This is a genomic window from Desulfosporomusa polytropa (assembly GCF_055380075.1).
Window position 1 is genome coordinate 182,886 of the sequence record NZ_AP042400.1, and the last position, 20,191, is coordinate 203,076.

General features: G+C 41.9%; 16 protein-coding genes and 1 tRNA gene. 15 read left to right on the plus strand and 2 right to left on the minus strand.

What is annotated here, in order from left to right:
- Positions 1-58 precede the first annotated feature (58 nt).
- From ACZ449_RS02470 to ltrA, 3 genes are all read left to right on the plus strand, one after another.
- Positions 59-427, plus strand: a complete 369-nt coding sequence (locus ACZ449_RS02470) for a hypothetical protein (RefSeq protein WP_464259493.1) — start codon at positions 59-61, stop codon at positions 425-427.
- Positions 428-2,045: 1,618 nt separating this feature from the next.
- Positions 2,046-2,120: transfer RNA gene (locus ACZ449_RS02475), tRNA-Arg, on the plus strand.
- 555 nt (positions 2,121-2,675) lie between these two features.
- Positions 2,676-4,001, plus strand: a complete 1,326-nt coding sequence (ltrA, locus tag ACZ449_RS02480) for a group II intron reverse transcriptase/maturase (RefSeq protein WP_464259494.1) — start codon at positions 2,676-2,678, stop codon at positions 3,999-4,001.
- Positions 4,002-4,457: 456 nt separating this feature from the next.
- Here the strand turns inward: ltrA and ACZ449_RS02485 are convergent, their stop codons facing one another.
- Positions 4,458-6,206, minus strand: a complete 1,749-nt coding sequence (locus ACZ449_RS02485; RefSeq protein ID WP_464258205.1) for an IS1634 family transposase — start codon at positions 6,204-6,206, stop codon at positions 4,458-4,460.
- 219 nt (positions 6,207-6,425) lie between these two features.
- On the opposite strand from ACZ449_RS02485, the gene ACZ449_RS02490 reads away from it, so the two are divergent.
- The 7 genes from ACZ449_RS02490 to fucO all read left to right on the plus strand — a co-directional run bounded on the left by ACZ449_RS02490 (position 6,426) and on the right by fucO (position 14,270).
- A complete protein-coding gene (locus ACZ449_RS02490) occupies positions 6,426-7,205 on the plus strand; it encodes an IclR family transcriptional regulator (RefSeq protein WP_464259495.1) in 780 nt (259 codons plus the stop codon).
- Between the two features lie 214 nt (positions 7,206-7,419).
- Positions 7,420-8,937, plus strand: a complete 1,518-nt coding sequence (locus ACZ449_RS02495) for a UxaA family hydrolase (RefSeq protein WP_464259496.1) — start codon at positions 7,420-7,422, stop codon at positions 8,935-8,937.
- A 26-nt stretch (positions 8,938-8,963) separates the two neighbouring features.
- Positions 8,964-9,743, plus strand: a complete 780-nt coding sequence (locus tag ACZ449_RS02500; protein ID WP_464259497.1) for an SDR family oxidoreductase — start codon at positions 8,964-8,966, stop codon at positions 9,741-9,743.
- 16 nt (positions 9,744-9,759) lie between these two features.
- Positions 9,760-11,040, plus strand: coding sequence for a sugar MFS transporter (locus ACZ449_RS02505; RefSeq protein ID WP_464259498.1), 1,281 nt, complete (start codon positions 9,760-9,762; stop codon positions 11,038-11,040).
- Positions 11,024-12,130 (plus strand): L-rhamnose mutarotase, encoded by a 1,107-nt coding sequence (locus ACZ449_RS02510; RefSeq protein ID WP_464259499.1) that lies wholly within the window; start codon positions 11,024-11,026, stop codon positions 12,128-12,130. The genes ACZ449_RS02505 and ACZ449_RS02510 overlap by 17 nt, the downstream gene beginning before the upstream one ends.
- Before the next feature lie 50 nt (positions 12,131-12,180).
- A complete protein-coding gene (locus ACZ449_RS02515; protein WP_464259500.1) occupies positions 12,181-13,074 on the plus strand; it encodes a dihydrodipicolinate synthase family protein in 894 nt (297 codons plus the stop codon).
- Between the two features lie 44 nt (positions 13,075-13,118).
- A complete protein-coding gene (gene fucO / locus ACZ449_RS02520; protein WP_464259501.1) occupies positions 13,119-14,270 on the plus strand; it encodes a lactaldehyde reductase in 1,152 nt (383 codons plus the stop codon).
- 124 nt (positions 14,271-14,394) lie between these two features.
- Here fucO and ACZ449_RS02525 read toward each other — a convergent pair whose 3' ends face one another.
- A complete protein-coding gene (locus ACZ449_RS02525) occupies positions 14,395-14,598 on the minus strand; it encodes a 4Fe-4S binding protein (protein ID WP_464259502.1) in 204 nt (67 codons plus the stop codon).
- Positions 14,599-14,885: 287 nt separating this feature from the next.
- Between ACZ449_RS02525 and nadD the strand changes: the two genes are divergently transcribed.
- The 5 genes from nadD to ACZ449_RS02550 all read left to right on the plus strand — a co-directional run bounded on the left by nadD (position 14,886) and on the right by ACZ449_RS02550 (position 20,187).
- Positions 14,886-15,500 (plus strand): nicotinate (nicotinamide) nucleotide adenylyltransferase, encoded by a 615-nt coding sequence (nadD, locus tag ACZ449_RS02530; RefSeq protein WP_464259503.1) that lies wholly within the window; start codon positions 14,886-14,888, stop codon positions 15,498-15,500.
- A gap of 52 nt (positions 15,501-15,552) precedes the next feature.
- Positions 15,553-16,461 (plus strand): NrtR DNA-binding winged helix domain-containing protein, encoded by a 909-nt coding sequence (locus ACZ449_RS02535; RefSeq protein WP_464259504.1) that lies wholly within the window; start codon positions 15,553-15,555, stop codon positions 16,459-16,461.
- A 57-nt stretch (positions 16,462-16,518) separates the two neighbouring features.
- The gene (locus tag ACZ449_RS02540) at positions 16,519-17,352 is read left to right on the plus strand and encodes an NAD(+)/NADH kinase (protein ID WP_464259505.1); all 834 of its coding nucleotides are present in this window, start codon (positions 16,519-16,521) and stop codon (positions 17,350-17,352) included.
- A 299-nt stretch (positions 17,353-17,651) separates the two neighbouring features.
- A complete protein-coding gene (locus ACZ449_RS02545; RefSeq protein WP_464259506.1) occupies positions 17,652-18,332 on the plus strand; it encodes a TMEM165/GDT1 family protein in 681 nt (226 codons plus the stop codon).
- A 121-nt stretch (positions 18,333-18,453) separates the two neighbouring features.
- On the plus strand, positions 18,454-20,187 hold the full coding sequence (locus ACZ449_RS02550) for an ABC transporter ATP-binding protein (RefSeq protein ID WP_464259507.1): 1,734 nt from the start codon (positions 18,454-18,456) through the stop codon (positions 20,185-20,187).
- Positions 20,188-20,191: the final 4 nt, after the last annotated feature.

The window sequence follows — 20,191 nt, forward strand, 5'->3', positions numbered from 1 at the left end:
TATACATTTAAGGATAATCTTCGATAATATAGATATAAGTAAGTTTGGAGGTAATGTAATGTCGACAATTAGCGGGATTAGTGGTATAGCGAGTGCTTTATCCAGCATATTAACAAAGAATACCGATTCAACCAACAGCGATTCTAGTACTGAACAAACATTTTCTTCGAGTGATACAAGTTCAACATCGTCAACTCAAAAGAAAACACTTCTTGATTATTTTGAGAGTTCTTCAGACTCTGCTGGAACTAAGACACTTGCAGATTGCTTGGGTGATTCTTCTGATGATTCCTCAAATATTTATAGTGTGCTTACATATGGCAGTCAAGGAAAAGTACAGTCTATTTTAGATAAAATTGAGTCGAAAAAGAGTACAGATAGTACATCTAGTAGTACAAGTGATACCAGTACAAACACTAAGGTATAATATTATATAAGGTAAACGAGATTTCTTAGAGGACTACCGAAAGGTAGTTTTTTTGTTGGTCTACCAGAATTTACAACTAAATTCTGGTGACATAAGAACGACTAAGGCTTCTGCCGGCGACGCACCCGGATGGTGCTAGTGCCGATTGCGCCATGGATGGCATAGCAATTCGGCCGTCCTGAGGGACTTGGCACAAGCCAAGTCTTTCTTAATAGTTTGCCCGGCATGGGCAGTAACTTGGCGGTGAAAGTCCGCTATGGGCTTGGTAGTGGGAACCATTAGCTGAACAGCAAGGGTGTCCACCGCGAGGCGGAATCTGAAAGAAGCTGTAAGCAAAATCCTGCACCGACGAACAGAAACCGCATATAAGGCATATGTGGAGCGGACGAGTTTGCTATACAAAACGAAGTCCAACACTACCCGAACTCCATGGTGTAAATGCGGCGGTGACATGGGATGAAGGTTATTGTTCTTAACCGGGGAGATCTGGATGGTATGCTCAAGCAGAAAATGAAATTTTTCCATGAGTAACCTATTCCGAAAGGTATAGCTGAACATCCAGAAGTCAGTTCAAGTCGTAGTACTTTGCGGACAGGAAAGCTGTCTACGTGGGGAAGGACTTGACGGTAAGTAATGAATGTATTTCATAGGTGCTGACCATATGTTGAAGCAGACAACCATATAGAAATGGACTATCCGTGATGAAGTAAAGGTGGAACCTTGAGGTAATTCGGAAGTGCTGAGTATTGGTCATACGCCAAAGAAAAGAGCTAGCATAAATGCTAACTCCATTTAAACTTGCCGAACCGCCGTATACCGAACGGTACGTACGGTGGTGTGAGAGGACGGCGGTTAATCACCGCCTCCTACTCGATTACTAGAAATTATAAGTTTTGGGAGTCGCGGAGGCCTTATAAACCAAGAGGTGTCAAGTACAAAACCCGGCACAGGCAGCCGTCATACAACGCTTCGCCGCTGGCGCTTAACTTCCGCTTATGCATAACGGCCGCCTGTACCTCCGTACTATTTACTCCTGGTACCCTTCGTAACTCCCGTAACCTCCCGGCCTTTGCCGGAAAAAGCGTTCCGCAGGAGAAAAGCCGGGCGGTATTCCGTTAAGAAATCCGTACTGTTTGAGCGTAGCGAGTTTACGGATTTTAGGAATATCGCCTGGCTTTTCAGCTTTTGGAGGCTTTGGGCCTAGACTTTTTGTTACTTTTGTGGCAATGACAAAAGTAAAACCCCTCTCTTTGTATTCCATTGATTCAACTTAACCGCCGATTTTACTTGTCAATCATGTGGGGAGATGTATCCCCGCTACTACAATAGGGTTCATGGATTTGAGTACCGAATTTCGGATGTACTCGAAGCCAAAGGACCGCGCTAGCGGTTTTTCTTATCTTTGGGAAGAATAATTAAGTTTGCCCATACCAAGAGATATACAGGTGAAAATAACAGTAAAATCCATAGTAAAGTCACTTGCGTTGAGATGTTATGTATGCTATAATTCTTTGAGTGAGGTGAGAGCATAATACACATGTTGTTCACATGCTAATCATTAGCAAAGACAATTGCTCATAAACTCAGGTATTCTTTGTGGCTGATGCCACTAAAAAATGCGCCCGTAGCTCAGGGGATAGAGCGCCAGCCTCCGGAGCTGGAAGCGCAGGTTCGATTCCTGCCGGGCGCACCATAAGAAAATCAAGCCTTCTAGCGATTTTGCTAGAAGGCTTTTTTCAGTCTAACAGAATTTATAGTGCGACCGGGCAAGGTCGTAGTTCCAAGCGGGTGGGAATCCTGCCTGGTAAAGCCTAACCAGCAACCAGTACTGAGTCTTTGGATTCGATGCGGTAACGCGTCGAATTAAGCGTAGGACAGGGAGGTAGCAGGCCGAAAGCGATGAGCTGAAGGGATTGAGCTGCGAAATCTGTAATGAGAAGGCCGATGCTTTTATAAAGGCAGAAGGCAATATCTCGCAGGCCGAAATGGTGAAGGACTGTGAGACTTCTCCGGAGTCTGAGACCTTGGCATGCTACACACAATGGAATTATGGGAACCCGGGAGGCCCCGAAGCCCTCGACAGAGTATGGCGTAACAAGCGATACAAAGCAAGGAAGCCAAATGGCGTAGGGGAGTCGGATTGTCGAATAGTACCGAAGAAGCCTGGTAATGCGGGCGGAGGGAAGGCGGCAACAAAGGAAGGCTCTTGTTAGAGAAACATATACAACACGCAGAGGTTGAAAAAAAGATGGAAACAAAACTAGCAAGAATAGCAGAGCTAGCCAAAGCAAGACCGCAAGAGAAATTCACGTCACTAGCCCACCTGCTTAGCAAAGAAATGCTGGAGAAAAGTCATCGGAGCCTAGAAAGCGGAAAAGCGCCAGGAGTAGACGAAATCGGCAAGGCAGAATATGAAGCTAACCTACAGGCAAACTTAGAAGACCTAGTGGGGCGGCTAAAACGCAAAGCATATCGGCCGCAACCGGTGAAAAGAGTCTATATACCAAAAGCAGGCACAAACAAGAAAAGGCCCCTAGGCATCCCGGCATACGAGGACAAGATAATCCAGTATGCCCTTAAAGAAATACTGAGCAGAGTATATGAAGCAGACTTTTTAGACTGCTCCTGCGGGTTTCGTCCCCAACGAGGCTGTCACGATGCCCTGCAACTGCTAAACGAAATACTGACGACGAAACAAGTTAACTACATAGTGGATGCAGACATCAAAGGATTCTTTGACCATGTAGACCATGAGTGGATGATGAAGTTCCTCGGCCAGCGGATAGCAGACCCAAGCATACACCATATCATCAGAAGACTGCTGAAGGCAGGATGCATGGAGCAGGGAAGGTGGCAAGAAGTCGAAGAGGGAACCCCGCAAGGCGGGGTCATATCGCCGCTACTGGCAAACGTGTATCTCCACTACAGCGTAGACCTCTGGTTCGAGAAAGTCGTGAGACGCAGACTCAAAGGAGAAGCCTACATGGTAAGATACGCAGATGATATTGTCTTCTGCTTCCAGTACGAAACCGAGGCGAAATGGTTCTATGAGGAACTGAAAATGCGCCTGGGCAAATTCAACTTGGAAGTAGCAGAAGAAAAGACGAAGATCATCCAATTCGGGCGATATGCAGAATCCAATGCAAAAGAGGAAACTGGCGGAAAACCGGACACGTTCGACTTCCTAGGCTTCACGCACTACTGCGGGCAAAGTCAAACAGGCAAATTCCGAGTAAAGCGCAAAACAAGCCGTAAGAAAATAAAGGCAAGCCTAGCGCGAATGAAGAAATGGCTGAAGGCGAACCGTGTAATACCCATATGGGACTTGGTAGATAAACTAAGAAGCAAAATGCGAGGGTACTACCAATACTACGGGATAACGGACAACATTTTTTCGCTAGACCGATACGCTTACAAAGTCAGGATGCTTCTATTCAAGTGGATGAATCGGAGGAGCCAGAAGCGCAGTTTTACCTGGGAGAAGTTCAACAAATTTCTCGATAAATGCGCTCTCCCTAAACCGCGCATCCGTGTGAGTATATTCAAGCGCCGTCCACACATTGGCTATATCTAGTGAACTTACTTTGCAGAGCCGGATGCGTTAATAGCGCTCGTCCGGTTCGGAGAGGGGTTATAGGCTGAGAAGCCTATTTTCTACTCGACACTAAATTCTGTTGACATAAGAACGACTAAGGCTTCTGCCGGCGACGCACCCGGATGGTGTTAGTGCCGATTGCGCCATGGATGGCATAGCAATTCGGCCGTCCTTAAGGACTTGGCACAAGCCAAGTCTTATCTTATAAAAAGCTGCTTGTTTTAGGAAAAATGATAAAAAACCAGATGAAATGACGAAAAACTTTTAATGGTATCCCTGTGGGGCACCAAAGTGCCACCGTGCGAAAAATTATTGACAGTACCACAAACTTTACATTAAATAATTAATTAGATATAATCCCGAGTTTGACACTTGCAAGAGAAAAAAGTGCCTAGAACCCTTGAAAATAAAGGGTTCTAGGCACTTCGTATTTTCTTACTTTTTGAGTAATGTTTTTTCGTTTTTAGTGGCTTTAAAAATTTTTTTCATTTCTTGAGTTGGAATAATTTGTCGGTCTGTATGGAATTGAAATTTTTCATGAAGTAGATCTGTAAAGTCATCGCTGACATAGGTAGGCATATAGCCTTCGGAAGCGACTTTATAAAAATTGAAATTGCGCAGGCCATCTATAATTCTGTGGCAAGAGAAGCGTTCGTCGAGGATCTTCTCTAAAAGGCGATACAGAGTCAGTGCTAAAAAGCATGTTGTAAAATGAGCGTGAATGCGGTCATCGCGGCTCAAATAAACGGGGCGTGCCTGAAATTCTGTTTTCATAATGCGAAAGCTTTCTTCAATTTCCCAACGTTGATGATTTGTATGTATGATGGATTGTGCATCATCTTCCAGATTAGTACAGATACCATAATATCCATCAAACATTTCTTCTTTTAGGATGAGTTCTGCGTCGATGCTATACAAGTTTTTTGCAGCGATTTCACCATCGGGAGTGATACTTTTTTTCGCGATAAAGCGTTTGAAGTCATTTGAATGGCATTTACCGATTTTCTGCGGATTTTTTTGAACAAGCTTCATGGCACGTTCTAACTGGGAGCTGCGTATTTTTCTTTGATAATCCCTGTATTTCAAAGAAAAAGTAACAATCAGGCGTTGTTCTAAGTCATTTTCTTTTATCCAGCGTTCTTTGAAAAAAGTGGTATTTTTATAGGCCTTATAAAGGGTATCGTCTGTATCGAGTTTTGTGAGATCAAAAGTACCGTCAGTGCCTGGAATAAACCATCCTGATTTTGCAAGAGCCCACTGCAGTAAAGGTTTCTTTAACTTTTTTATCGACTGAGTGGTAATGAAGGCTCGATTTTTTTTATCGTTAAATCTTCTGTTTGCGTTGGAAGCAAGACCGGCATCGGTGCAAACAACAAGCTTAGATAGTTCAAAGTCTTTCAGAAGTTTTTGCTCTAACGGAGTCAGAGTCACTTGTTCATTGGTGTTGCCTTTGGAAATATTGAATGCCAGCGGGATGCCGTCACCATCCATAAAGAGGCCCATTTGAACAATCGGGTTCGGTCGGTGTTCTTTAGACATACCATATTGTCTAAGACCGGACTCCTGTTCGATTTCAAAGAAATAATTTGTGCAATCATAGTAGAGGATGTGAGTATTTCTATCGAGGGTGCGGCGGCTATTTTTATATAGTTGGGATTGAATGAAATCGCTTTCTTCGGAAATAATGCCAAGAGCCCTATAAATATGTTGAATTTCAAAGGAAGGAGGTTCAAGGAATTTTTGTGCAATTTGCATGGTGGCAAGTTTGGAGGCGGGAAAAAGAATTCGGGCATATAGCAAATTAGAAAGAATGGAATTAAGATCAAAGGCAAATTTATGTTTTTTCGAAATGGCTTTCGAGATCGAATCAAGACCTAAAGCATAGTAGATAACTTGCAAAAAAAGATATCCGCCGTTAAAAAGGACTTGCTGATTTTTCCCGATGTGTTTTGCTGGAGAAAATGAGATACTTACTTCGCGTTTGCCGGCTTTTTCCTTTTTGTTGAGCTCATCAATATAGGTTTTGGCCCACGCGATAGGATCTTGGCCGTTTAGTTTTTCTAATAATTCAGTATAGGTGCCGAGCTTTTCCACTCGTTCAGAAGAATTGCGACCGTTTTTATAAGTAGAACGAATGACATATAGAGATTTAGAATTTTTGGACTGAACAATACTCAAATGCATAACGAATACCTCCTGTCACCTATATTATAACACATTATTAGATATTACTCGATAATCAAAAGAAAAATTTGACAAAAAAATAAGCCTATTTCAAGGCTTCAAGGGCATTTTTTGTTTATACAAGTGTCAAACTCCCGGGCACCAAAGTGCCACCGTGCGAAAAATTATTGACAGTACCACAAACTTTACATTAAATAATTAATTAGATATAATGCATACATGGATAAAAATAAATTACATAATCCAACTCTTAGAGTCTTGGACATTCTCGAAGCTATATACAACAGTGTAGATGGGCTTACTCTTGCCGATATTTCAAGACGTACCGGCATTGCCAAGGGCACGTTGCACCCTATAGTCATGACACTTTTACATGAAGGATTTCTCCAGAATTCCGGTTCACGAATTGCAATTGGTAAAAACTGCTTTAAACTGGGATATGCTTACGTCCATTCTTTGAATTATTTGGACATCCTTAAGCCACACATGAGAGAAATTGTGGCTGCTTGCGACGAAATATGCCAGCTTGGCATATTGGACGGAGGCGACGTACTTTATGTAGAGAAAACAGAACCGAATCAGGCAATACGGATTGAATCGTCTGCCGGAAAGACGATTGCCGCATATGCAACAGCTCTCGGCAAATGTCTTCTTAGCGGTTTAAGCAATGATGAGATAGTTGAACTTTATTCAAGTGAATTTGTAAAATATACGGCAAGAACTACACCGGATTTAAAAACGCTTTTACAGCAGCTTGAGGCAGTAAGGGGCAATGGATATGCTCATGAAATAGGTGAAACCAATATTGACATAGAGTGTCTGGCTGTTCCTATCAAAATCTCTGACAAGGTTCTGGCATCCATTAGCGTTAGTCTTCCTATATTTCGGTCTACGCCGAAAAAGATTGATCAAATTTTGGATGTTTTGAAACTTCATGCTGAATTGATAAAAAAGGAAATTGCGCTGTTGCCAAAGGAAGTAAAGCTGTTTTCTGACTGAAAATAAATTTTAATAGTATAAAGCGACGTTTGAAGTGCACCCCAAATGCTAGACAATAATTCTAGCATTTGGAGGTGCACTTTTTCTTTATTGTTCAATTGTTCATTAAATTCTTGACAATATGGAATAAATTTGCTACACTTCAATATAGTAAGTATATACAAACACTGGTAGTATATACGAACAAAATTTAAGAGAAGGAGGAAATAATCAAATGAATGCAATTCACGTAAGCGAACTTGATAATGCTGCAACAGCTCTAGAACCTCTTAAAAAAGGCGAGGTTGCTCTTGGCGTAACCGTTCTTCAAGACATACGCAAAGGCCATAAATTTGCAACTGTGGACATAAAAAAAGGCGAGCCTGTTATTAAATACGCTTCGCACATCGGTATTGCAAGCTGCGATATAAAAGCCGGGGAATGGGTGCATGTACATAACATGGAAGGCGAACGCGGCCGAGGTGATATGGACAGTGGTGTAAGAAACATTAGACAGGACGGTTATCGTAAAACCACTGTTGCTCAAAGTGATAAAACATACAAGTTTATGGGGTACAGACGAAGTGACGGAAGCTTTGGCTTTCGAAATCACATTCTGGTGATTCCTAGTGTGCATTGTGCCAATAAAGTGGTGGAAAGTATCGCCAATGCTGTAACGTACAGTGATGAAGCAAAAAATGATGAAACGAATGTCGTTTATGTTATTCACCAGCACGGATGTAGTGAGCTAAGCTACGATGCAAGACAAACACAGGACGTTATTGTAGGAACCGGAGCCAACCCGAATGTATACGGTGTTTTGGTGGTAGGTCTTGGCTGTGAAGTTGTACAGGCAAAGGCCGTTGCGGAAGAAATCAAGGAAAGAGCGCCGTATAAAGATGTTGAGTACTTTACTATTCAGGAAGCCGGAGGAACCTTGAGGAGTATTGAAAAAGGAGTACAAATAGTCAAAAAAATGCTCGCGGAGGCTCTGAAAGTACAGAAAAACGAAGGCTCCCTGGCCGATGTAGTGCTTGGCACCGAATGCGGGGGCAGCGATAGTTTTTCAGGTCTTAGCGCTAACCCAAGCCTTGGCGCAGCTTCCGATATGATTATTCAGCATGGTGGCAGCGTGATACTGGCTGAAACAACAGAACTTATCGGTGCTGAACATATTCTGGCAAGCAGAGCGATAAATGATACCGTGAAAGAGGCAATTCTTAGCACGATTAAGGGCTATGAAGATACAGTAATAAAATCGCATGACGATATCCGTGGTGCCAATCCCAGCCCGGGAAATATTGAAGGCGGCTTAAGCAGTATTGAGGAAAAATCGTTGGGCTGTATCTACAAAGCAGGTAATCAGCCTGTTGTGGCAGTGAAAGAGTACGCTAACAAGATAAGCGATAAGGGCCTTACTTTTATGAACACACCGGGCAATGACATAGAACAACTAAGCGGCATGGTTGCCGGAGGGTGTAATATTTGCGTGTTTACAACCGGACTTGGAACTCCGACCGGAAGTGCTGTTACGCCGACTATAAAGCTGGCGTCAAACTCGGCTGTATTTAGCATTATGAATGATTCCATAGATTTAAATGCAGGTACCGTGATCGAAGGTACAAAGAACATTCAAGAAGTGGGAGAAGAGATATTGGAATTTATTGTGGCGGTAAGCAATGGAAAACTTACAAAGGCTGAGATAAATAGACAAAATGATTTTTCAATTTGGCGGCTTGCTACAACTGTTTAATAGATTTTAGAAGGAGGTCGAACGATGTGGATTTGCAATTAAAAGAAAAGGTTGTTTTTGTAACAGGTGGCGGAAAAGGTATAGGAAGCGGTATTACACTTGCTCTTGCAAGAGAAGGGGCGATTCCTATTGTGCTTTCCCGTTCAGCAATTTTGCCTGAATTCAAAGAGAAGCTGGAAGCGTTGACAATGGATTATGAATTTATTCAGATTGATCTTAACGATACTGATAAAATTCAGCCTATTGTTGATGACGTGGCAAAACGGAGGGGGGCTATTTACGGTATAGTAAATAACGCTGGTGCAAATGACAATAAGGATCTAGAAACAACTTCCTGGCAGGATTTTGAGAAGAGCCTTCATGAAAATCTGACACATTACTATGCACTTGTTCATTCTGCAGTTCAGTATCTTAAAGATAGCAGGGGGTCCATTTTAAATATTTCTTCAAAAACAGCTCTTACCGGACAAGGCAAGACTAGCGCATATGCGGCTGCAAAGGGTGCAATTTTGGCTCTGACACGCGAGTGGGCAGCTGCGTTAGCAAAGGATCATGTAAGAAGCAATGCTATTGTAGTCAGCGAATGCTGGACTCCGCTATACGCAAACTGGATTAAATCCTTTGACGATCCGGAAGCAAGAAAAAAAGTTATTGCAGACAAAATTCCGTTTGAACAGCGTTTTACCTCTATCGAAGAGATTGCTGATATGGCAGTATTCCTGCTTTCTCCGCTTTCATCGCACACCACGGCGCAGTGGGTATTTGTCGATGGTGGTTATGTTCATCTTGACAGAGCGTTAAGCTAAGTAAGGAGGCAAAAAAATGGGTGAAAATGTTAGTAATAAAAATATTAAGGTAGCGGCTTGTTTGGTTACAGTACTGTTCTTTCTTTGGGGCCTAAGCTATGGTTTGATTGACGTTATGAACAAAAACTTTCAAAACCAGCTGGGCATTACAAAAGCAACATCAGGTCTGTTGCAGGCAGCTTACTTTGGTGGTTATTTTGTAATCGCTACGCCTGCTTCACTGGTAGCTAAACGGTTTGGTTTTAAGGGCGGAATTATCATGGGACTTTTCCTGTATGCCGTGGGGGCACTTCTTATAGTTCCGGCAAGCAATGCTCATAGTTTTACTATGTTTTTAGGCGCATTTTTTGTTATTGCCTGTGGCCTTGGCAGTCTGGAAACAAATGCTAACCCGTACATTACAAAGCTTGGTCATGATGAAGACGCAGCATTTCGTATCAATCTTGCCCAAAGTTTTAACGGCGTTGGTCAGTTTTTAGGGCCAATCATCGGCGGTTCCTTGTTTCTTTCTATCGCCAAGAGTGATGATATAGCCCGGAATATGCATAATGTTCAAATGGTTTATATTGGTATTGCTGTAATTGTTTTATGTATGCTCTTTTTATTCCTTGCAACAAAAATGCCTGAAGGGTCTGAAGTTTCAGAAGGCGAAAATTCTGCGGAAGGCAATGGGTCATATAGCCAGCTTTTTAGTTATAAGCATTTTAAACTTGGCGTATTGGCACAGTTTTTATATATAGCTGCCCAGGTTGGTGCCGGCGCATTTTTTATTAATTACAGTGTTGAGCACTGGCATGGACTTTCAGATAGCAAAGCTGCTTATTTCTTCGGTATTGCATTAATCGCATTCATGGTCGGAAGAATTGTAACTACTCCTTTAATGAAGAAATTCAGTGCCGGTAAGATTCTTGGCGTATATTCGGCAATCAATGTGATTCTCATGATTTGCTTGAACGTTGTAAGTGGTAGCCTAAGTATATTTTTGCTGATCGCATCTTTCTTCTTTATGTCTATTAGCTTCCCGACAATTTTTGCTTTAAGTGTTGTAAGAATTCCTGAGAATCTTGTAAAAACAGCTTCAAGTATCATTATTATGAGCATCGTTGGTGGGGCGATCATGCCCTTTTTCATGGGCCATATTGCCGATAACTTTGGTACAGCTGCTGGTTTCCTGCTGCTTTTACCTTGCTTTTTATTTGTTGCGTGGTATGGATTTAAAGGCTGTAATGCTGAATTGGGTATGGATTTAAAGACTGTAAAGCTGAATGAGGAGACAATAAATGCTAGAAGTAGTTGATAGTCACTTTCACATTTGGGATTTGGACGTATTGAATCTTCCCTGGTTGGATTCATGCGCCGGCATTAAAAGAAGCTTTAGCGTTGATGATTTATGCAAAGCTTACGGTAAACACGACCTCGATTTTAAGGGTGGTATTTACATAGAGGTCGACTGTGATAATGCTAGTAAAGAGGATGCGTATATTTCTAATCTACTTAGTTCTAAGATTTTGGCCAGAATTATGCGCGCGCCGCATTTATGCGCTCACATGCGACTTCCCTTAGGAATTGTTGGTGTTAGAGAGCCGCTTCATATTGAAACGTCGCCTCGCGGTAGATGCTTAGAACGAAGCTTCATTGAAGGGCTTGAAGTTTTGGCGGATAAGGATATGATTTTTGAGAGCTGCAATCGAGTAGAAGAACTTGAAGATATGTATAATGCAGTTTCCCAGGTCCCACAGGCTAAGGTTGTAATCAATCACTGCGGTAATGTAACAGAACTGACTGCAGATTACAAACATGTAATGAGAAAACTCGCTAAGTTGCTTAATGTGTACTGCAAGGTTTCTGGCTTTGCGACCCAAGACAAGGTTTTTGTAAAAAATTTGCTTGATTTTTTGACTGGTGAATTTGATCATTCCAAACTTATTTATGCTTCCAACTTCCCGGTTGTTGAGTTGTACTCGTCATTTGACGAACATTTGAATGCAGTAAGGGAATACTTTGGCGATGATGCAGACTTTTTCAGTAAAAATACCAAGAAGCTTTATAAAATCAATAAGCCTCAGACTTTTGCAAGTGTGATCAGACTTCGTCCTGAAAAGGCGGAGTACTATAAAAAGCTGCATGCTAATCCGTTCTCCGGCGTAAATAAGAAGATAAGAAAATGCGGTATCACCAAATATCAGATTTTTAACCGTGATGATTTGCTCTTTTCTATCATGGAATACTGCGGCGACGATTTCGAATACGATATGGCCAAGATGGCACAGGATACTGAAACTCAAAGATGGTGGAAAGAAACCGATCCATGCCAGATGCGCATAGAAGGCGCTTTTAAGTCTGAGTGGTGGGCTGATATGAAACTCGTGTATGATCTCAATAAATAAAATTTAAGAAGGTAGATTTAGTCATTATATGTGGGAACAGGAGAAGCAAAATGAATTGTAAATATATTTGTCCAATTTTAACATCGGTAAATGAAGATGGAACGGTAAATTATGATGAAATGCATGCTTTATACGATCAGATTCTCGGTGCTGGTATTGATGGGGTATTGGTCGGCGGTAGTGCCGGTGAATTTTATGCGTTTACCTATCAAGAAATTCAGGATATGCTTGTCGATGCGGTGAAGCATATCAATCATAGAGGCTTCGTGTTAGCCGGTACGGGGCGGATGGCTAAATCCGAAACGATTAGCCTATCCAATGCAGCTATTGATGCCGGGGCAGATGCGGTCATTATTGTCGGTCCTTATTACAGTGCATGTAATCAGGAAGACGTATTTAATTATTATGATGATGTTATGAGTCAGATTCACGGTGATATTTTCATATACAATTACGTGGAGCGTACAGGCTATGATGTATTGTCCGATACCATTTTGCGGCTTCTGGCTAAACATAAAAATTTAGTCGGCGTGAAAGATACCCATCCCGTATTGCGTCATACGCAGAAATACATTCAGGAAATTAAGCGTAAATACCCTGATTTCCAGGTGTTTACCGGTTATGACAACAATTGCATCCCATCGGTTATTTCCGGCGGCAATGGTTGTATCGGAGCTCTATCAAACGTATATCCGGAACTTTGTCATAATGTTGCCGAAGCATTGCGGCAGGAAGATTTGCAGGAGATTAAAACCATGCAGCGGGAAATTGACAAGCGCATGAAGTTTTATGAAGTATTCACGCCGTTCAATCCGGTTATGAAATGGGCGATGAAGGAATTAAATAAACCTATGCAGGAAAACTGTAAAGAACCGTTAACACCGTTAACTGATGAAGTAAAACAGTTATTAAATGAATTTGCTCATGATTTATGGCGTAAATAAGCTCATTTCACAATGAGAATCGTTTAGTTAGGGAGGGCGTAAAAATGGCGAATCGTATTATCTTAAATGAAACATCTTATTTCGGTAAAGGTGCTATTCGTGAAATTGTCAATGAAATTAAGAAGCGGGGCGTGAAAAAGGTCATGGTCGCTACCGACCCGGATTTAATCAAATTCAAGGTAGCTGCTAACGTGACGGATCTATTCGATGCTGCTGGTATCGAATATGCTGTTTACGATCACATCAAAGCCAACCCGACTATTGAAAATGTCCAGGAAGGCGTGGCCTTTTGTAAGGAACTGGGTGCCGACGTCATCGTCGCCATTGGCGGCGGCTCGGCTATCGATACAGCCAAGGCTATTTCCATCATTATGACGAATCCGGAATTTGCCGATGTTCGCAGCTTGGAAGGGGCTTCGCCAACAAAACACAAAGCCATGCCGGTCATCGCTGTATCTACGACGAGCGGCACGGCGGCGGAAGTTACCATCAATTATGTTATCACTGATAGCGAAAAGGGCCGCAAATTCGTTTGTGCCGATCCCCACGATATCCCCGTCGTCGCCATCGTCGATCCGGATATGTGCGCATCCATGCCGAAAGGCCTGTGCGCTTCCACCGGTATGGATGCCTTGGTACATGCCATCGAAGGTTATATCACCAAGGGCGCGTGGGAATTGACCGATATGATGCATCTGAAAGCCATTGAAATCATTAGCAAATGGCTGCGCAAATCCGTAGAAGGCGATTTGAAGGCTCGCGAAGAAATGGCTATCGGCCAGTACATCGCCGGCATGGGTTTCTCCAACGTCGGCCTCGGCATCGACCATTCCATGGCCCATCCGCTAAGCGCGTTCTATGACATCCCCCACGGCGTGGCCTGCGCAATCCTCCTGGCCCCGGTATTGAAATTTAATGCACCGGCAACGGGCGAACGGTATCGCGAAGTAGCACGTGCTATGGGTGTAGAAGGTGTAGACGATATGAGTCAAGACGAATACTGCCAGGCTTGCATCGAGGCCGTGAAGAAATTGGCCGACGACGTCAAGATTCCGCGCCGCCTAAGCGAATTGGGCGTAAAGGAAAAGGATTTAGAATTTTTGGCTAAATCTGCCTTAGCTGATGCCTGCACTCCGGGTAATCCGCGTGACGTAACTGTAGATGATATATTGGCTATTTATAAGTCCATCTATTAAAATACTTAAAAATATTGAACGTGAACATTTCAATAAAGCCTATAGTAAGCCTGAAGCATAATACAGGTACTTACTATAGGCTATTTTCTTGTAAACGTATGAGCATGGTGCTTAGCATGTTCGTTTAATTCGACCGGATGGCATACTCAGGGCAAATGTGTTTGCAAGTACCGCAGGAAGTACATAATTTAGTGTCAATATAGGCTTTGTTATCGTTTTCGTAATTTATCGCTTCAGAAGGGCATACCAGAATACATTTACTGCAGGTTTTACAAAGATACTTTAATACTCTCGGTCTTTGATAGTTAGAAGATACTTGTTTTTCCATAATATCACATCCTAAATTAGAATAAGTAGAGCAACAGATGTATTCTTCTCTGATTTCGGATATTTCTCCTGCAAGCACCTTTGGTTAACTGATGAATTCCACCGGATTCAAGCTGAAGTTGAAGCGGATATTCAGATAGCAAATACAATACCTTCAAGTATTTTTTGTAATGAAACTCTGCTTTGGAGTGATGTCACAAAAAAATAATACTTGCTTTTTTTACTTAGTGATAATATACTAACAGCATAAATACTTAGTAGTAAAATGCTAATAAGTAGGGTGATGTAATGAGAATTGGCATTTATGGTTCTTCCTTCAATCCTCCAACTAATGGCCATCTCTGGTCAGCAAACACGATTGTGCAACGAGAAGAATTAGATAAGCTTATTTTACTTCCTTCTTCATCCAAACGCACAGATAAGAATATAGAGATAGCAGACCTTCACCGTCTGGAAATGCTCAGATTAGCTGTGACTGATAATAGCATATTTGAGATTGATGACCATGAAATGAAGGCTATCTCTGGCAAGCAATATAGCTACTTTACTATGGAATATTTTCGGGAAAAATATCCGGACGATGAATTGTTTTTTCTGATGGGAGCAGACCTTTTAGCAGAGTTGCCTAATTGGACTTATGGAGAAAAATTTATTCAATCTACTAAATTTATCGTAATTGAACGCCAAAACATTCCTATGGGTGAGATAATCGCAAAAACCCCAATGCTCCGTAAATATCATAGGAACTTTAGCCTGATTTATAAAGGTATAGTAAACGAAATTAGTTCTAGTTACATAAGAGAAGAATTTGAAAGCGGTGCAGATCCCCGATATTTGCTGCCTGAAGCTGTGTACTGGTATATCAAAAGCAATAACGTTTACTTAAAAAGTGAACCATTATGATAGTAGATGACTGAATGTTTGAAATTTAGGATAAGAAAGGAAGGATTGAATTATGCACGAACAAAAAGAATTTCTTAAAGACTATGATGACAGTAAATATAAAAAACCGTCTACTACTGTAGATATGGTAATCTTAACTGCTGCTGATATTGAAACCAATGCTCGGTCAGTTCCAGATAAAGTGTTACGAGTCCTTCTTATTAAACGTAAGGGAGACCCCCTTGTTGTTGATGTAACCGACCCATATAAAGGTAAATGGGCTTTGCCAGGGGGGTTCGTTAATTACTTCGAAGACCTTGATACTGCGGCAATCCGGGAGCTGGAAGAAGAAACTAACGTTTCTAATGTTTACATGGAACAGCTTTATACTTGGGGCAAGGTTTACCGTGACCTGCGCCGTAGAGTTATTAGTACCTCATATATGGCACTTGTTGATAGTTCTAAACTAAACATCAAAGCCGGAGACGATGCTGAAGATGCTTGTTGGTTTGATGTAAAAGCCACGTTGCTTGAAGAAATAAAAACGCAAACTCAAACAGGTTATGTTCGCAAAACAACGTATGAACTATTCTTGATAAATGGCGAGCATGAAATAAAGGATACTGTAATTGTTACTAAGGAGATGGACGGAAGAACTTCTAAAGTCGACTTTCAATGCATGGATAATCCCTTAGGGCTTGCTTTCGACCACGCAACAGTTATCTTTTATACTCTTGAGCGCTTAAAGAACAAAGTGGAATATACCGATATTGCTTTTTCTCTTATGCCGGAATTGTTTACTTTAACAGAACTAAAGAAGCTGTACGAAGTTATCACCGGCAAAGCCATTTATAGTAGAAATTTTCGCGATAAAATGGAGAAACAGAAAAAAATGGTAATAGAGACAGATGAATGGGAATCCGGTAAGCCTTACAAGCCAGCCAGAATGTTTCGGTTCAATCCCGATTGGGTAGAAGATTAGTGAATAGATTTAAGTAATTTGCGAATAACCAAACACGAAGCAAGCGAGGTGTATACATTGAAGGTAGGAATTATGCTCAATCGCTCCAAAGGACTCAAAACCGCTGCCGTTGAGACTATCATCAGGCATATTGAGAGACTGGGAAGCAGCGCCGAGCTACTGAAGTTTGACAATCCCCTTTCGGAATTAGATGTAGTTCTTTCTTTCGGAGGAGATGGAACAGTACTAGGTACAGCCAGATATGTAGGGGAAATTCCTATCTTCGGAATTAACACTGGCCATTTAGGGTTTTTAACCGGAATGGAGTATAATCTTCCCAAAGTCATAGAGGCCATTCCTCTGATTCTAAATAGTCAATTTACCATAGATAAACGTAAACGCTTAGAGGCACGAGTATATCGACACGAAAAAAATGTAGCGTATTGCACCGCTCTAAACGACATAGTAGTCAAAGGAGCTATAGCTAAGCTAGTAAGACTTAGAACCCACATAGGCGGGGATTATGTCGGGAATTTTCCTGCAGATGGAATTATCATAAGCACAGCTACCGGAAGTACCGGGTATTCCATGTCAGCCGGAGGGGCAATTATTCCTCCCGACCTCGCAATCAACGTAATCACTCCTATCTGTTCTCATTTACTTGATGTAAGGCCGATGATTGCCTGTGACAGCAAAGCAATCAAAGTCGTAGTCGAATCCTATCAAAAGGAACTTCTTCTTTCTGCAGATGGACAAGTAGATATTGAGTTGGAAACTGATGATTGTATCGTTATTAATAAAGCTCCTATGGTGACTAATTTGATTAGGCTCAATAATGAAACCTTCTATCAACTGCTTTCACGAAAGATGAAATGGAATAAAGATGAAAAGGATCGGAGTGAATTACCATGAGCATAAATAGAGGGGCTGAAATAATCAGCTGTGAGTGCGAATATCGCAAAAAATAATGCTGGTAATAATAGACGAGAATAGAATGTCCATATTGACATATCTGCTTGTCTATTATACTATATAAAGGAAAAATAAAACTCCTAAAGGGGAGTAGCTCATAGAACAGAGTCAACATACTGATGAGTAATCATCTGGCTCTGTTGTTGACGATTGTCAATTAGCGAGACCTTTAGTATGGCTATTATTGTCATACTAGAGGTCTCGTTTTTTATATATAATACATTAAAGGAGGATTCATTATGACTGCATTTTTGGCTTCGCTTGTATTTGTGGTTCTTGCAGAGATGGGCGATAAAACGCAACTGTTGGCTATGGCTTTTGCCACCCGCTATAAATGGCAAACGGTGATGTGGGGCGTATTTGTTGCCACTATTTTTAATCACTTATTTGCCGTAGTTGTCGGCAGCTATCTTACTGCGTTCATTCCCATGAGCTACATACAGATTGCGGCAGCCATATCGTTTATCATCTTTGGACTTTGGACAATCCGTGGCGATGAACTCGACGGCGAGGATAAAGCTTCTAACCGGAGTCCTTTTTGGACGGTAGCTATTGCATTTTTTATTGCTGAGATGGGAGACAAAACACAGCTAGCCACTGTTGCTTTGGCAGCTCAATTTAACACCATTATCCCTGTATGGCTAGGAACGACTACCGGTATGATGATAGCGGATGGTATTGGAATAATCATTGGTATTGTATTTGGAAAAAGAATTCCAGAGAGAGCAGTTAAATGGTTTGCCGCCATTATTTTTATTCTTTTCGGTCTCTTTGGTCTGTACGAGTACTTACCTAGTCAATATTTGACACCAGGAACGATTACGGGCGGCTTAGTAACCCTTGTTATATTGATGTATCTCGTATCACGAATGAGTGGAACCCAGGATAAACTCCCGCAGAAAACAACACAGGAGGAATAAAGTTCTATCAAAATAAGAGGTCACCATATGGTGGCCTCTTATTTTATGCTTTTGCAACACTATGATATAATTAGGGATTATTAACAGTATGTTATATACATCAAGGTGGAGGCGTATTGGGATGCTTACCTGGGCGTTTTTGCATAAATATAAAACAAAGTATTGGAAACAATTTTTGCTTGCAGCTATGTTTGTAACCATTGAAGCTACCTGTGATCTGCTGCAGCCCACCATCATGTCTAAAATAATTGACATTGGTGTCGCAGACAGGCGGCCTGATTATATTCTCAGCCAAGGGGCACTTATGATTTTAATAACCGCTTTTGGCGCGCTGGCGGCTTGTGTCCGCAATGTTATCGCCAGTAAGGTATCACAGAAGTTTGGGTCGGAATTGCGAGAAGACCTATATGAGAAAATTCAAATGTTGTCGTTTACCAATATTGATAACCTTAACCGGGCGTCGTTGGTAACCCGGCTCACAAATGATGTTACGCAGATACAGGTATTGGTAAACGGTCTAATGCGAATTTCGCTGAAAGCGCCACTTTTATGCATTGGTAGCCTGATTATGGCTATAAACCTTAATCCTCATTTATCAGTCGTACTGGTAGTAGTAGTTCCTGTTGTAATGTTATTAATAGCCATTAATATTAAGGTGGGTTTTCCCCGGTTTGCTCAAGTCCAAAATGCACTGGACCAAGTCAATGCCGTTATGCGGGAGCATTTGTCCGGAATTAGGGTGGTCAAGGCTTTTAAGCGATTTGAATATGAGCAGGAAAAGTTCGGGGCAGCCAACCAGGAACTGCGGGAAAAATCCGTGGGTGCTATCAGGCTGATGTCTGGCTTTAGCCCTGGTATAGCACTCACTGTGAACCTAGGTATCGTTATGGTGCTCTGGCTAGGAGGGCTAGGGGTTAGCACCGGCCAAATACAAATTGGTCATATTATTGCGTTTATAAACTATATGACACAGATATTGGTTTCGTTAATGATTATGTTTCTGATATTTAATACCTTTGTCAGGGCAAAAGCCTCGGCAATGCGGATTGCTGAGGTATTTGAGCAAGATAATGACGCCAAATGGATAACTAACTATTCTATAAACCGGCAAGTTAACAACGGTCGTATCGATTTTAAAAATGTCAGCTTTAGTTATGCTGGCGCAGCCGGTCTACCTGTACTAAAGGATATCAACCTGACTTGCCTGCCAGGACAAACGGTTGGTATTATCGGGTCAACCGGTGCCGGCAAAACTAGCCTGGTCAACCTAATTCCACGCTTCTACGAAGTAACCACAGGTTCCATAGAAGTGGAGGGATATGATATAACCGAGATTAATCCCGGTCAGCTCAGAGATAAAATTGCCCTTGTGCCACAACAAGCATTGTTATTTACCGGAACCATCATGGATAATATCTGCTGGGGAAAAGAAAACGCTACCGCCCAGGAGGTAGAAGCAGCAGCAAAAATGGCAGCGGCACATGAGTTTATTACTTCCTTTCCTGAAGGCTACAACACCAAATTGGGGCAGGGAGGCGTAAATTTGTCTGGCGGACAAAAGCAGCGACTAGCCATTGCCAGAGCCCTTATCAGGAAGCCTACCATACTTATCCTGGATGATTGTACGAGTGCGGTTGATGTAGTAACTGAAGAAAAAATAAAAGCGGCATTAAAGCAATACACGAATCAGCTTACTTGTCTGCTTGTGGCACAGCGAATTAGTACGGTCCTTGATGCCGATAAAATTGCCGTTATGGAAGATGGTACTATTAGTGCGTGTGGTACTCATACTGAGTTATTGCAAACTAGCAGTGTGTACCGGGAGATTGTCCAGTCCCAGTTGGGAAGGAGATAACCAT